The organism is Paenibacillus sinopodophylli (genome assembly GCF_005930355.1).
In the GTDB taxonomy this organism is placed as follows: domain Bacteria; phylum Bacillota; class Bacilli; order Paenibacillales; family Paenibacillaceae; genus Pristimantibacillus; species Pristimantibacillus sinopodophylli.
The window spans coordinates 80,062-93,789 of sequence record NZ_VDBO01000014.1 but is presented as its reverse complement, the minus strand read 5'-3'; the positions used below and the strand labels follow the sequence as shown (position 1 = coordinate 93,789).

12 protein-coding genes and 1 riboswitch are annotated in these 13,728 nt (G+C 51.0%); of the genes, 1 reads left to right on the top strand and 11 read right to left on the bottom strand.

What is annotated here, in order from left to right:
• Positions 1-54 precede the first annotated feature (54 nt).
• From purH to purS, 7 genes are all read right to left on the bottom strand, one after another.
• Complete coding sequence (gene purH, locus FGT79_RS26630; protein WP_138755875.1) at positions 55-1,602, bottom strand: bifunctional phosphoribosylaminoimidazolecarboxamide formyltransferase/IMP cyclohydrolase; 1,548 nt, start codon at positions 1,600-1,602, stop codon at positions 55-57.
• Positions 1,603-1,834: 232 nt separating this feature from the next.
• Complete coding sequence (gene purN, locus FGT79_RS26625) at positions 1,835-2,449, bottom strand: phosphoribosylglycinamide formyltransferase (protein ID WP_138755874.1); 615 nt, start codon at positions 2,447-2,449, stop codon at positions 1,835-1,837.
• Positions 2,449-3,492 (bottom strand): phosphoribosylformylglycinamidine cyclo-ligase, encoded by a 1,044-nt coding sequence (purM, locus tag FGT79_RS26620; RefSeq protein WP_138755873.1) that lies wholly within the window; start codon positions 3,490-3,492, stop codon positions 2,449-2,451. Before purM ends, purN begins: the two co-directional genes overlap by 1 nt.
• A 64-nt stretch (positions 3,493-3,556) precedes the next feature.
• On the bottom strand, positions 3,557-5,041 hold the full coding sequence (gene purF, locus FGT79_RS26615; RefSeq protein ID WP_138755872.1) for an amidophosphoribosyltransferase: 1,485 nt from the start codon (positions 5,039-5,041) through the stop codon (positions 3,557-3,559).
• Complete coding sequence (purL, locus tag FGT79_RS26610) at positions 5,023-7,269, bottom strand: phosphoribosylformylglycinamidine synthase subunit PurL (RefSeq protein ID WP_138755871.1); 2,247 nt, start codon at positions 7,267-7,269, stop codon at positions 5,023-5,025. The genes purF and purL overlap by 19 nt, the downstream gene beginning before the upstream one ends.
• Positions 7,247-7,942 (bottom strand): phosphoribosylformylglycinamidine synthase subunit PurQ, encoded by a 696-nt coding sequence (gene purQ, locus FGT79_RS26605; RefSeq protein ID WP_138755870.1) that lies wholly within the window; start codon positions 7,940-7,942, stop codon positions 7,247-7,249. Before purQ ends, purL begins: the two co-directional genes overlap by 23 nt.
• A gap of 4 nt (positions 7,943-7,946) precedes the next feature.
• Positions 7,947-8,192 carry a phosphoribosylformylglycinamidine synthase subunit PurS gene (purS, locus tag FGT79_RS26600; RefSeq protein WP_171056467.1) on the bottom strand — a complete coding sequence of 82 codons (246 nt, stop codon included), beginning with the start codon at positions 8,190-8,192 and terminating at the stop codon, positions 7,947-7,949.
• 75 nt (positions 8,193-8,267) lie between these two features.
• Here purS and FGT79_RS26595 point away from each other — a divergent pair, with 75 nt between their 5' ends.
• On the top strand, positions 8,268-8,462 hold the full coding sequence (locus tag FGT79_RS26595; protein WP_138755868.1) for a hypothetical protein: 195 nt from the start codon (positions 8,268-8,270) through the stop codon (positions 8,460-8,462).
• A gap of 373 nt (positions 8,463-8,835) precedes the next feature.
• Here FGT79_RS26595 and FGT79_RS26590 read toward each other — a convergent pair whose 3' ends face one another.
• Genes FGT79_RS26590 through purE form a run of 4 tightly spaced genes read right to left on the bottom strand, consistent with a single transcriptional unit; the run spans position 8,836 to position 12,708 of the window.
• Positions 8,836-9,732 (bottom strand): phosphoribosylaminoimidazolesuccinocarboxamide synthase, encoded by an 897-nt coding sequence (locus tag FGT79_RS26590; protein ID WP_138755867.1) that lies wholly within the window; start codon positions 9,730-9,732, stop codon positions 8,836-8,838.
• Positions 9,733-9,747: 15 nt separating this feature from the next.
• Positions 9,748-11,043, bottom strand: a complete 1,296-nt coding sequence (gene purB / locus FGT79_RS26585; RefSeq protein WP_138755866.1) for an adenylosuccinate lyase — start codon at positions 11,041-11,043, stop codon at positions 9,748-9,750.
• A gap of 7 nt (positions 11,044-11,050) precedes the next feature.
• Positions 11,051-12,226 carry a 5-(carboxyamino)imidazole ribonucleotide synthase gene (gene purK / locus FGT79_RS26580; protein ID WP_138755865.1) on the bottom strand — a complete coding sequence of 392 codons (1,176 nt, stop codon included), beginning with the start codon at positions 12,224-12,226 and terminating at the stop codon, positions 11,051-11,053.
• Positions 12,223-12,708: a 5-(carboxyamino)imidazole ribonucleotide mutase gene (gene purE, locus FGT79_RS26575; protein WP_138755903.1), complete on the bottom strand. Its 486-nt coding sequence runs from the start codon at positions 12,706-12,708 to the stop codon at positions 12,223-12,225. The genes purK and purE overlap by 4 nt, the downstream gene beginning before the upstream one ends.
• Before the next feature lie 402 nt (positions 12,709-13,110).
• Positions 13,111-13,210: riboswitch (purine riboswitch) on the bottom strand.
• Positions 13,211-13,728: the final 518 nt, after the last annotated feature.

Genomic DNA, 13,728 nt, shown 5'->3' with positions numbered 1-13,728 from the left:
CGCTTCGCCAGCTCTCTGTCGTTAACGCGCGGCTGCCTATGATAAAAGTATGCTTTAGTGCTTGAAGTGACGTACGCTTGTGAATACCATAGCGATATTATTCGCATTAGCTGCAGCGATGGACTCTTCATCCTTGATCGAGCCGCCTGGCTGAATGATTGCCGTTATGCCTGCTTTTGCAGCAAGCTCTACCGTATCACCCATTGGGAAAAACGCATCTGAAGCAAGAGCGGAGCCTTTAGCCGCTTCGCCAGCTTGTTCAATCGCAATGCGAGCAGCGCCTACGCGGTTCATCTGGCCAGCGCCTACGCCGATCGTCATATCATCCTTCGCTAGCAGAATCGCGTTGGATTTCACATGCTTAACAACCTTCCATCCGAACAAGAGCTGCTTGAGCTCTTCAGCTGTCGGCTTGCGGTCGGTTACGAACTGCAGATCTGCTTCCGTTACGCTATGAACGTCACTCTCTTGCACGAGCATGCCGCCGTCAACCGATGTAACGACCCATTCTGGTTTGCGCTCGCCTGCTGCTGATAACTCACCAAGCTTCATTAGACGGATATTTTTCTTCTTCGTTAAAATTTCAAGTGCCTCTGGCGTAAAGTCAGGAGCAATAATGATTTCAAGGAAAATGCCGCCCAGCAGCTCAGCTGTGTCAGCACCGATCGTCCGGTTAGCTGCTACGATACCACCGAAGATCGAGGTCGGATCTGCCGCGTAAGCTTTTTGATAAGCCTCATGAATCGTTGCGCCGATACCTACTCCGCATGGGTTCATATGTTTAACTGCAACGACTGCCGGCTCGTCGAATTCTTTCAGAATCGCGAGCGATGCGTTCGCGTCACTGATGTTGTTGTACGAAAGCTCTTTGCCATGCAGCTGCTCAGCCGTTGTGATGCTGCCTGCTGCTGCAAGCGGCTTGCTGTAGAAGGCTGCCTTCTGGTGCGGGTTCTCTCCGTAACGAAGATTCTGAACCTTCTCATAAGTAACCGTGTACGTTTCCGGCAATGACTCGCCCACTTGCTTAGTCAAGTAATCCGAAATAAGGGAATCATAAGCCGCTGTGTGACGGAACACTTTGGCGGTTAGACGTTTGCGTGTCTCAAGCGTCGTATCGCCTTGTGCCTTCAATTCTTCTAGAACTGTGTCATAATCAGCAGTATCCACGACTACGGTTACGAATGCGTGGTTTTTGGCAGCTGAGCGAAGCATAGTTGGTCCGCCAATGTCGATATTCTCGATTGCATCTTCATAGGACACGTCAGGTTTCGCAATCGTTTCCTTGAATGGATACAAATTAACGACAACCAGGTCGATATAATCCAGACCAAGCTCTTTCATCGTATTCTGATGCTCTTCATTGTCACGCACCGCGAGCAATCCGCTATGAACGGCCGGGTGAAGTGTCTTAACACGCCCATCCAAAACCTCAGGGAAGCCCGTTACATCGGAAATACCGATAACTGGAATGCCTTCCTTCTGCAGCAGACTGAATGTACCGCCCGTCGAAATGATTTGCACGCCTTGGCTTGCCAACTCTCTAGAAAACTCCACGATTCCCGTTTTATCGGAAACACTGATTAACGCTCTACGAATAGCCACGCAAATACCTCCTCATCTATTTGGCCAACCTATTGCTTCTCTCAAGCATAAACGCCTTCAGCGTCCTTTAAGACGCTGAAGTAGCTTTGACGGTGAAATATAAGCCCTTTATAAGCGAACAACCTTATAAATTCTTATATTTTAAGAAGAAACGCCTAACGGCGTCCTTACTGTAGACGCCATCGTTTCTGCGCAACGTATAGAGAAAGGATGAGGACAATCATATCCTTTCCTATATGCCGCTCACTCGCACATGCCGTCCATCCAACGTCACGCGCCCCTGCGCGATCTGCTGGATAACACCTGGCAGCAGGTCTTGCTCTGCTGCATGAATGCGTTCGGCGAGCGAGTCTTCCGTATCCTCGTCCGCCACCTCAACTACACGCTGCGCGATAATCGGCCCGCTGTCCATGCCACCGTCCACATAGTGGACGGTGACGCCTGTCACCTTAACGCCGTACGCGAGCGCCTGTCCGATGCCGTTCACGCCGGGGAATGCCGGCAGCAGCGCCGGATGAATGTTAATCATCCGCCCGTAGAACGGCTCAACAAGTACTGACGTGATAATGCGCATGTAACCCGCAAGCACGATCAGCTCAACGCCGCGATGCTCTAGCTCGGCGATAATTTCCGTCTCGTACGCTTCGCGAGACGGGTACTCCTTAGGCGTGAACAGGAACGTGTCCACGCCAGCTTTCCGTGCGCGCTCCACTACGGGAGCGGCAGGCTTGTCACAAACAAGAAGCTCGATGGTTACATCGAGCTTCCCATTCTGCACCGCATCTATAATCGCTTGGAAGTTGGTGCCTTGTCCCGAAGCGAATACAGCGATGCGAAGTGCTCCCATTATACGTCCGCTCCTGTGAATGTCACGATGCGGCTGCCTTCCGTAACCGTTCCGATACGGTAAGCCTGCTCACCAAGCTCAGTCGCAATGCGAAGAGCATCGCTCGCTTGATCAGCTGGTACAACGATAACCAAACCGATTCCCATATTAAAAGTCGTGAACATGTCACGATTCGTAATGCTGCCTTTGGATTGCATCAGGTCGAAGATAGGCAGAATCGGCCATGAGCCGTATTCGACATCCACGTTCACGCCATCTGGCAATACCCGCGGAATGTTCTCGATAAAGCCGCCGCCTGTAATATGCGCCATGCCTTTCACTTCAACCTGCTCCACCAGCTTAAGCGCCGACTTCACATAGATGCGAGTTGGTTCGATCAATACGTCGCCAAGCTTAGCACCGCCAAGCTCTGCCAGCTCTTGATCCAGCTTGTAGCCGGCATCCTCAAGAAGCAAACGGCGAACGAGTGAGAAGCCGTTACTGTGAATACCGCTTGAAGCGAATCCAATGACAGCGTCACCTGCAGCAATTGTCGAGCCGTCGATCATTTTTTTCTTATCTACGATACCTACAGTAAAGCCTGCGATATCGTATTCTCCGCCTTGATACATACCTGGCATTTCAGCCGTCTCGCCGCCGATCAGGGAACAGCCCGCTTGCACGCAGCCTTCCGCGATTCCTTTGACGATCGCTTCGATCTTCTCAGGTACGACTTTGTCACATGCTAGATAGTCCAGGAAGAACAAAGGCTCCGCGCCTTGTACGATAATATCGTTCACGCACATCGCTACGGCATCAATGCCGATCGTGTCATGCTTGTCCATGGCAAAAGCAAGCTTCAGCTTCGTTCCGACGCCATCCGTTCCAGACACAAGCACAGGCTCATCATACTTGTCCTTGTTCAGGCTGAACAGACCGCCGAAGCCGCCTAGCTCTGCCAGCACCTCAGGACGGTACGTCCGCTTTACATGCTTTTTCATCCGTTCTACCGCTTCGTTGCCTGCCGCGATATCGACGCCGGCTTTTTTATACGCTTCTGACACTCTCGGTCAACTCCTTAACTAATTTAGGAGCACAAACACTCCATGGGGTTAAACATTTATGCGATTAACAGCTGCAGCTTTTGTCCGATTCTACGTCAACCACTGTAGGGTAGTCATTATCGAAGCATGCAAGACACATGCCGCGATTATACGCTCCATCGTTGCCGCCAACAGAATCTACAAAGCCCTGATCAGTCAAAAAGGATAATGAATCCGCATTGATTTGCTTGCGAATCTCCTCTACCGTGCGGTAAGAAGCGATCAACTCCTTGCGATCCGGCGTATCGATGCCGTAGTAGCAAGGGTTTTTGAATGGAGGCGACGTAATCCGTACATGCACCTCTGTCGCACCTGCTTCACGAAGCAGGTTCACGATGCGAAGTGATGTCGTACCGCGTACAATCGAGTCATCGATCATAACGACGCGTTTGCCTTCCACTACTTTGCGAACGGCGGACAGCTTCATTTTGACACCCTTCTCGCGAAGCTCTTGGGAAGGCTGGATGAACGTCCGGCCAGTATATTTGTTTTTGATAAGGCCAAGCTCGTAAGGAATTCCTGTCTGCTCTGCATAACCGATTGCCGCCGAAATACTGGAATCGGGCACACCCGTAACGATATCCGCATCGACAAACGATTCAGAAGCAAGCTGGCGTCCCATCCGCTTGCGCGCCATATGAATGTTAATGCCATTAATATCACTGTCCGGGCGGGCAAAATAAATATACTCCATCGCACAGGTAGCTCGGCGTTCAACGTCAGCGTAACGCGTCTCGCGCATGCCGTCCGCATCCAGAATGAGAAGCTCGCCTGGCTGAACGTCACGCTCGTATACGGCACCGATCGTCTCGAATGCACAAGACTCCGACGAGAACACGTAGCCATCACCGATACGACCCATAACAAGCGGACGCAGTCCATGCGGATCAGAAGCGACGAGCAGCTTCTCATTCGTCATAATTAGAAATGCAAAGCCTCCGACAATACGCTGCAAAGCTTCCTTCGCCGCCGTCTCGAAATCCTTCGAAGAACGAGCGATGAGATGGGCAATAACTTCCGTGTCGCTGGACGTTTGGAAGATCGAACCAGACATCTCCAACTCTTTGCGAATTTCTGGCGCATTCACGATATTGCCGTTTGTTGCAACCGCCAGGTCGCCGTCGCGATAGCGGAATATGAGCGGCTGCGCATTCGCAAGCTTGCTCTCTCCCGCTGTCGAGTAACGAACGTGTCCGATGGAGCGGTCGCCCGCAAGAAGATCCAGATTGTCCTTGTTGAATACTTCTTTCACAAGACCCATGCCGCGGTGATACGCGAACTTGTTGCCGTTCTTCGTATCTACCGTACAGATTCCAGCGCTTTCCTCACCACGGTGCTGAAGCGCATGAAGTCCATAATAGGATAGGTTGGACGCTTCAGGGAGATTAAATACCCCGAAGACGCCACATTCCTCACGCAATTTATCAAAAATATCGTCACGGCCAATGCCTTCGTTATAGTGGTCTCCCGTCCATAACACAGGCTCCTGTCTTATTTGCTCATCAGACATGGAATCGCATCCTTCCAGACCTTCTCCAGTTGTGTTACCGGCGCCTGAATGCCGGCTTTTCCGTTTACGTTTATGGTCAGGCTGCTGCCTTTAACAGTACCGATTTGAGTGTGAACAACGCCTTGCTCTGACAATTTCGCTTGCAATGCCGCAGCATTCTCCGGCTTAGCCGAAAGAAGAATACGAGATTGTGATTCACTGAACAATAGGTGGTCTGCACGCAGGTCAGAAGTCAAAGCAACTTCTGCGCCTAGGCGACCGCTGATACACGATTCAGCTACAGCTACAGCAATTCCGCCTTCGGACAAGTCATGCGCCGAAGCAACAAGTCCACCTTGGATTGCGCCAAGAACCGCATCAAGAACCTTTTTCTCTGTTGCAAGATCAATTTCAGGAGGACGGCCAGCAGCCCCGCCTTGCAATACGTATTGCAGCTCGCTTCCGCCAAGCTCCGCTTTCGTCTCGCCTACGAGAATAATAACATCGCCTTCTGCTTTGAAGCCTTGAGTAGTAATGTGGTCAATGTCATGCACAAGACCAACCATACCAATGACTGGTGTTGGGTAGATCGCACCCTTCGCATTCTCATTGTACAAGCTCACGTTACCGCCGATGACCGGCGTATTCAAGATAACGCAAGCCTCGGACATACCATCAGCCGACTTCTCAAGCTGCCAGAACACTTCCGGCTTCTCCGGGTTACCGAAGTTCAGGTTATCTGTAACAGCAAGCGGCTCAGCGCCCGAGCATACAATGTTACGTGCTGCTTCTGCAACGGCAATACGTCCGCCTACTTCTGGATCTAGATATACGTAACGTCCGTTACAGTCTGTCGTCATCGCTAGTGCTTTGCGCGTACCGCGAATCGTCACAACTGCCGCATCGGAGCCTGGTTGAACTGCTGTCGATGTACGAACCATGTAGTCATATTGATTGTAAACCCACTCTTTGCTCGCAACCGTTGGGGAAGCAAGTACCTTCTCCAGCGCGCCAGTAAGGTCGGTTACTTCGTCGTAAGCCAAAGTGTCTACTGCAGCATTTTCGCTGAAGTAAGCAGGCTCTTTCGACGGTTTGTCGTATACAGGGCACTCGTCAACGAGCGCTTTAACCGGCATATCGGCAACCTCTTGGCCTTGGTGGAACAGACGAAGACGTCCGTCATCCGTTACTTTACCTACTTTGGCACAAATAATGCCCCAGCGTTCAAAAATTTCTTTCGCCTGCGCTTCATGCTGCGGCTCAACAACGAAGAGCATACGCTCTTGCGACTCGGAGAGCATCATTTCATAAGGCGTCATGCCCGTTTCACGCTGCGGCACCTCATCAAGGTAAAGCTCAAGACCGTTGCCTGCTTTGGAAGCCATCTCTGCGCTGGAGCAAGTCAGACCCGCTGCGCCCATATCTTGAATACCAAGCACGATACCGGAATCGATCAGCTCAAGCGTTGCTTCCATAACCAGCTTCTCCATGAATGGATCGCCGACTTGTACAGCCGTACGCTTCTCCTCGGACTCTTCGGACAGCTCAACGGATGCGAATGTAGCACCGTGGATACCATCGCGGCCAGTAGCAGGACCTACGTAGAATACCGGGTTGCCTACCCCTTTAGCTACACCGCGCTGAATTTTATCATGATCGATTAGACCAACGCACATGGCATTAACGAGCGGATTGCCTTCATAGCTCTCATCGAACATCACTTCGCCTGCAACCGTCGGAATTCCGATACAGTTACCATAGCCGGCAATACCGCTAACAACATGCTCGAACAAATATTTAACGCGTTCATTCTCCAGGCGGCCGAAGCGCAAGCTGTTCAGCAATGCAATCGGACGAGCGCCCATGGAGAAAATGTCGCGGATAATGCCGCCAACGCCTGTTGCTGCGCCTTGGAAAGGCTCAACCGCAGATGGATGGTTATGTGATTCGATTTTGAATACGACCGCTTGGTTGTCGCCGATATCGACGATTCCCGCGCCTTCGCCCGGTCCCATCAGAACGCGAGGTCCTGTAATCGGGAATTTCTTAAGGATCGGCTTGGAGTTTTTGTAAGAGCAGTGCTCTGACCACATGACGCTGAATACGCCGATTTCTGTATAGTTAGGCTTACGGCCAAGAAAACCGCAAATCAGCTCAAACTCATAATCGGATACGCCAAACTGGCTGTAAATCTTTTGCTCGGCAATTTGCTCCGCTGTCGGTTCCTTAGCTGTTAACTGCTGCGCCATGTTGTTCCCTCCATGCATTCAAAATCGATGTAAACATCCGTTTACCGTCTTCCGAGCCTAGCAATTGATCAATCGCACGCTCTGGGTGAGGCATCATTCCTACTACGTTGCCTGCTTTGTTGCTAATTCCTGCGATGTTCTCAACCGAACCGTTCGGGTTCGTGTCGCCAGCATAACGGAATACGATCTGGTTGTTTGCTTTGAGCTCGGCAAGCGTTGCATCGTCGCAATAGTAGTTGCCTTCGCCGTGGGCAATTGGAATATTAATAATCTCGCCTTGCGAGTACTGGTTCGTGAATGCTGTGCTGCTGTTTACCACTTCAAGAGGTGCTTGATGGCAGCGGAATTTCAGTCCATTGTTGCGGATCAAAGCGCCTGGCAGAAGGCCAGCTTCCGTCAAAATTTGGAACCCGTTGCAAATGCCCAAAATAAACTTGCCTGCTTCAGCCGCTTTTTGCACTTCGCTCATAACAGCTGCGAATTGTGCGATCGCGCCGCAGCGCAGGTAGTCGCCGTAGGAGAAGCCTCCTGGCACTAGAATTGCATCATACGCGGACAAGTCCGTAGCTGTATGCCATACATAGTCAACCGACTGGCCGATGGTGTCTTCGACGGCTTTGTAGCAATCGATATCACAGTTGGAGCCAGGAAATACGAGTACCGCAAACTTCATCGTCTTAACCCTCCAGTTCAAAACGGAAATCTTCTACAACCGTGTTCGCGAACAGCTTCTCGCACATCGCTTTGATGCGTACTTCCGCTTCAGCGCGGTCAGTCGTGTCAAGCTCAAGCTCCAAATATTTGCCGATGCGTACTTTTTCGACTTCGGCGAAGCCCAGTGTGTGAAGCGCCCCTTGTACAGCGGTTCCTTGTGGATCCAAAACGTTTTGCTTGATGGTGACGTAGACGGTTGCCTTCATAATAGCCTCCTGAAAATGGGTTTTTTTCGCAGCAAGTTTGTTAGTCGAAATGTGATGGCCGCTCGGGCGCGGGAGTTATTGCCTACGCCGCTGTTGAAGCCGGGAAACTTGATTACACCGCTTAGCGGGTGTTTCCCGGTCTTCAAAAAGCGATCGCTGTCGCTCTCCGGCAACAACTTCCCGCTCTCCGAGCTCCCACATTTCAAAGTAAAAACCTCTGCGACTGTGGTCGGTGAAGTAATGGTGGTGATCGCGCTGTCGCTGACCACTTAAAGCTAAGTGATAAGTAGTGACCTGCGCTGTCGCTGGCCACCGAGGGCCTCATTGCTGGCCTGCGCTATCGCTCTAGCCACCAAGAGCCTGAGTACTCTGGCCTGCGCTATCGCTAGCCACAGGAACTTGTCTGACTGGCCTTTCGCATAAATGCTGCCAGTCCAAGATTACTGCAGCCCTGCGCTTGCGCTCAGGCTGCGGGTTATGGGGTGCAGCAGCGCTCTCGCTGACTGCCTGCCTTAGAAGGCATGCGCTTCCGCGCCCCTATGTCAGCGTCGTCGCTCTTGCTCGACGTTGTTAAAAAAGTGACTACCTGCTGCAAGCAGGCTGTTGCATAACGGTAAGTGTCACCGTTATTTTAACCCAAAACTTCCTAAAGCTCCACGCCCGTCAATCGGCGGTAAATATCGCGGTAGCGAGCTGTTGTCTCAGCCACTACTGATTCAGGAAGCGGAGCCGGCTTGCTGTCGCGATCCCAGTCGGAGCCGAGCAAGTACGTACGCACTGGCTCTTTGTCCATACTGTCGATCTCAATATCAAACGCATAGTTGCCTTCTGCCCAGAAACGCGAAGAATCCGGTGTGAAGATTTCGTCGATCAACACGACCTTGCCGTCGATCAGTCCGAATTCGAACTTGCAATCTGCGAGAATAATGCCATGCTCCGCGCAGTAGCCGTGAGCGAACTCGTACAGCTTGATGCTGCGGTCGCGAAGCTCTTCAGCAAGCTCGGCGCCGATCATATCGGCCATCTTCTCGAACGGGATGTCCTCATCGTGACCTACATCGTTTTTCGCTGCCGGTGTGAAGATCGGTGCCGGGAAACGTTCATTTTTGCGCAGGCCCTCAGGAAGTGAAATGCCGTTAATCGCGGACGTTTGCTGATACTGTCTCCAGCCCCCGCCCGTGATGTAGCCGCGCACAACGCACTCGATATCAATGCGTTCCGCTTTGCGGGTTACCATAATACGGTTCTTGAGCAGCTCAGGTTCCGTAATGAGTGTCCCAAGCTTCTCAACGTCCGTATGAACAACATGATTCACTTGGATATCTGCTGTTTGCTCGAACCAATAAGCAGACAATCGGTTCAGTACATTGCCTTTGTCTGGAACGGCCGGGTCAAGCACGTAATCGAAAGCCGAGATGCGATCCGTTACGACAATCAGGAAATGCTCCCCAAGATCGTAAAGCTCGCGAACCTTGCCTTTGTAAATAAGCGGAGCTTTTATATAATCGACAGCTGTCGATAATGCTTTTGTTGTTGCGCTCATCAGGCCAGCCTCCCTTTAGATCAATCCCAAACGCGTAAAAATCGTATCCACATGCTTCAAATGCCAAGCAGGGTTGAAGCAATCGTCGATTTCTTCCGATGACAACACGCTTGTAATTTCTTCGGTTTCGCCGATAATATCGCGGAACTGGCGCTGTGTTTCCCATGCTTGCATTGCGCGCGGCTGTACGGTGTCGTAAGCTTTCTCGCGGCTGAAGCCTTTGTCGATCAGCTTCGTCAATACACGGCCAGAGAATGGCACCCCGTATGTTGCTTGCATATTGCGCTTCATGTTCTCAGGGAACACTTGCAGGTTGTTGATGATATTGCCCAGGCGGTTCAGCATGTAGTTCAACAGCATCGTTGCATCCGGCAAAATAATCCGTTCAACCGAAGAATGGCTGATGTCGCGTTCATGCCAAAGCGCAATGTTCTCGTAAGCTGTAACCATATGTCCGCGAATAACGCGCGACAAGCCGGAGATGTTCTCGCAGCCGATCGGGTTGCGTTTGTGCGGCATTGCTGATGAACCCTTTTGACCTTTCGCGAACGGCTCTTCCACTTCACGGAATTCACTCTTCTGCAAAGCGCGAATTTCCGTTGCAAACTTATCCAGTGAAGACGCGACAAGCGCAAGAGTTGCCATATATTCAGCGTGACGGTCACGCTGCAGCGTTTGAGTCGAGATCGGAGCAGCTGTGATGCCCAGCTTGTTACATACGAATTCTTCAACAAAAGGATCGATATCTGCGAATGTACCTACAGCACCGGACATTTTGCCGAACTGTACATTGTTAGCCGCATGATGGAAACGCTCAAGGTTACGCTTCATTTCCTCGTACCATAGTGCCATTTTGAGACCGAAGGTTGTCGGCTGTGCATGAACGCCGTGCGTACGGCCCATCATTGGCGTGTCTTTATATTGAAGTGCTTTATTTTTGAGAATTTCGATGAAACGTTCGATATCCTTTACCAGAATCGCGTTGGCTTGCAGCAATAGGTAACCGATTGCCGTATCCACAACGTCTGTTGAAGTTAGGCCGTAATGTACCCATTTGCCCTCAGGGCCGGCTTTCTCGGATACGGCACGCGTGAACGCGATAACGTCATGACGAGTGTCCTGCTCGATTTCGTAAATACGGTCAATATCGAAATCAGCCGATGCGCGAAGCGCAACTACGTCTTCCTTAGGAATTACGCCGAGCTCAGACCAAGCCTCGCAAGCGCAAAGCTCCACTTCCAGCCATGCTCTGAATTTATTCTCTTCTGTCCAAATCGCTCTCATTTCCGGTCTGCTGTAACGCTCTAACATGAATGATTCACACCTTCCAAATAGTTGTTTCTTCAATCCAGCTAAGTGCAGCCTGAGTGTTATCGGCGAGCACGTTGACATGTCCCATTTTACGTTTCACAACCGCGTCTTTCTTTCCGTACAAATGCACCTTAGGCGCAACCTTCAGTCGTTCAGCCGACTCACCCTGGCGAGCCATTAACGATAGCAGCGGCTCGACATGCTGTCCGAGCACATTGACCATCACCACTGGGCTCATAAGCGTTGTATCTCCAAGCGGTAGGTTGCATACTGCACGTACATGCTGCTCGAACTGTGACGTCCGGCAAGCTTCCATCGTGTAATGACCACTGTTATGAGGGCGCGGCGCGAGCTCGTTAACGAATAGCTCCCCATCCGCCGTCACGAACAGCTCTACCGCGATCAGACCAACAGCGCCAAGCCCTTCTGCGATTCGCGTAGCAAGCTGCTCCGCTTCACGCTGAAGCTCCTCGCTGATTCTCGCGGGTACGATAGACAAATGCAATATATTATCGACGTGAATGTTCTCCGCTGCGGGAAACGTCTTAATCTCACCCTGCGGGCTTCTCGCCGCGATTACTGATATTTCCTTCTCAAAGCGAATGAACTGCTCGAGCACAAGCTGCACCTTCGCACGGGAGAGCGTCTCATATGCCTCTTCAATCTCATCCGTGCTGCGAATGACCCATTGGCCTTTGCCGTCATAGCCGCCCATTGCTGTCTTCAGCACGCAAGGCGTTCCGAAAGCTACTACCGCCTCACGGAGCTCGTCCACGCTTCTAATCTCGCGGTATGGAGCCACCTTGACGCCTGCTGCTTCAATCGCACGTTTCTCCCGAAGACGATGCTGCGTTGTATAGAGCAGCTCGCTTCCTTGCGGCACATACGATTCATCCATCAGCATCTTCGCTACTTCGGCATCGACATTCTCGAACTCGTACGTAATGACGTCTGAGCGCTTCGCGAGCTCTCTCGCTGCTTCGCGGTCATCGTATGCCGCCACGATCTGCTCAGCAACCTGACCTGCCGGACTGTCCATTACCGGATCGAGCGCGATGAACCTATAGCCCATCGCACTTCCTGCATTCGCCATCATGCGGCCAAGCTGACCGCCTCCTAGAATGCCGATCGTGCTGCCTGGAAGCAGCGTCTTCATTAATCGCTTATTTGTATCGCTGCTCATAGCGTTTCACTGCTTTCCAGCACTTCCTGCTTCACGCGCTCGCGACGTGCTTCTACACGCGCTTGCACCTCAGGATCGAACGCTCCTAGCATCTGTGCGGCCAGCAGGCCGGCATTCGTACCGCCAGCGTTGCCTATTGCAACAGTTGCAACGGGAATGCCGCCCGGCATTTGAACAATGGAGAGCAGTGAATCCAATCCGCTCAGATTGGATGATTTCACGGGAACGCCAATAACCGGCAGAATCGTCTTTGCAGCGACCATGCCGGGCAAATGTGCGGCTCCTCCGGCTCCGGCGATAATGACCTTAAGCCCGCGTGCTACCGCAGTTTCCGCGTATTCAAACATCAAATCCGGTGTACGATGCGCCGAGACGACTTTTTTCTCATAAGGAATTTGCAATTCCTCCAGCACATCACAGGCTAATTTCATTGTGTCCCAATCCGATTTGCTGCCCATGATAACGCCTACCTTCGCAGACATGCGATCAAACCCACTTTCGTTAATAGGATTATATTTCATTTATCAAGCAAAAACGCCTTCAGCGTCCTTAGACGCTGATGGAGCTTTGACGGTGAAATATAAGCAGAGTATAAGATTGAATCTTATACTTCCTTATATTTTTAAAAAAACAGAAATAGCCCGTCAGCCACCATAGAGATAGGAGTGCCGCAGGACTTGAGCAGAAGCGTAAGGAACGATTGGCATTGCTAACAATACCCAATCAGTCATGCTTCACTTTAATGATGACGATACAAGCTGCGATACGTTGCCATAGAGACAGCAGTAGGCTGCCCCGTTAGAGAGGCAACCTATGTCCAATTAAACGGGCATCTGCTTGCTGCGAGCTTGCTGTATGGCGGTTCAATATTGCTTCAGAACCGCTTGTCGTCTCATCTTGCTCGTAGTCCGAAAATTAAGGTTTCCGGGTAGAAACATTCAGGCCTTATCCCAAATATATACGAGATGAATGTAAATGAATAATCGTCTAATTTAAAGTGTGGCGGAGTGCTCCGCCTCAAACCTATTCTAGTTTATCTAATCCCCAAAGCACTGTCAATGAAATACGAACATTAAAAGACAATGTTTTATAAAGGTTCGTTTTTTTGAATAAAACTAATCATAATCCAGAGCGGAATACCCAATTTTAAGAGCATAGTCGTCTACACAAGCAACTAGCGCATTCAAGCAAAAACACCTTCGGCGTTCTTTAAGACGCTGAAGTAGCTTTGACGGTGAAATATAAGCCCTTTTTAAGCGAACAACCTTATAAATGCTTATATTCCAAGGTGAAACGGCTATCGCTGCCCTCTGATGGCGCAGCGCTTGAGAACACCTATGCTGACCTAAGCAACGTCATAAGTATCGAAAGCGCCTGCACTCGATAATCCCTTAACCGAAATAAAATGATCACACATGTATAATCAACTTTCTGCACAGCCTCCCTAGTCTCCCACTCAATCAACCTGCTGCCGCGTCTATCCTGCGTGTGTGCAGGAAAGC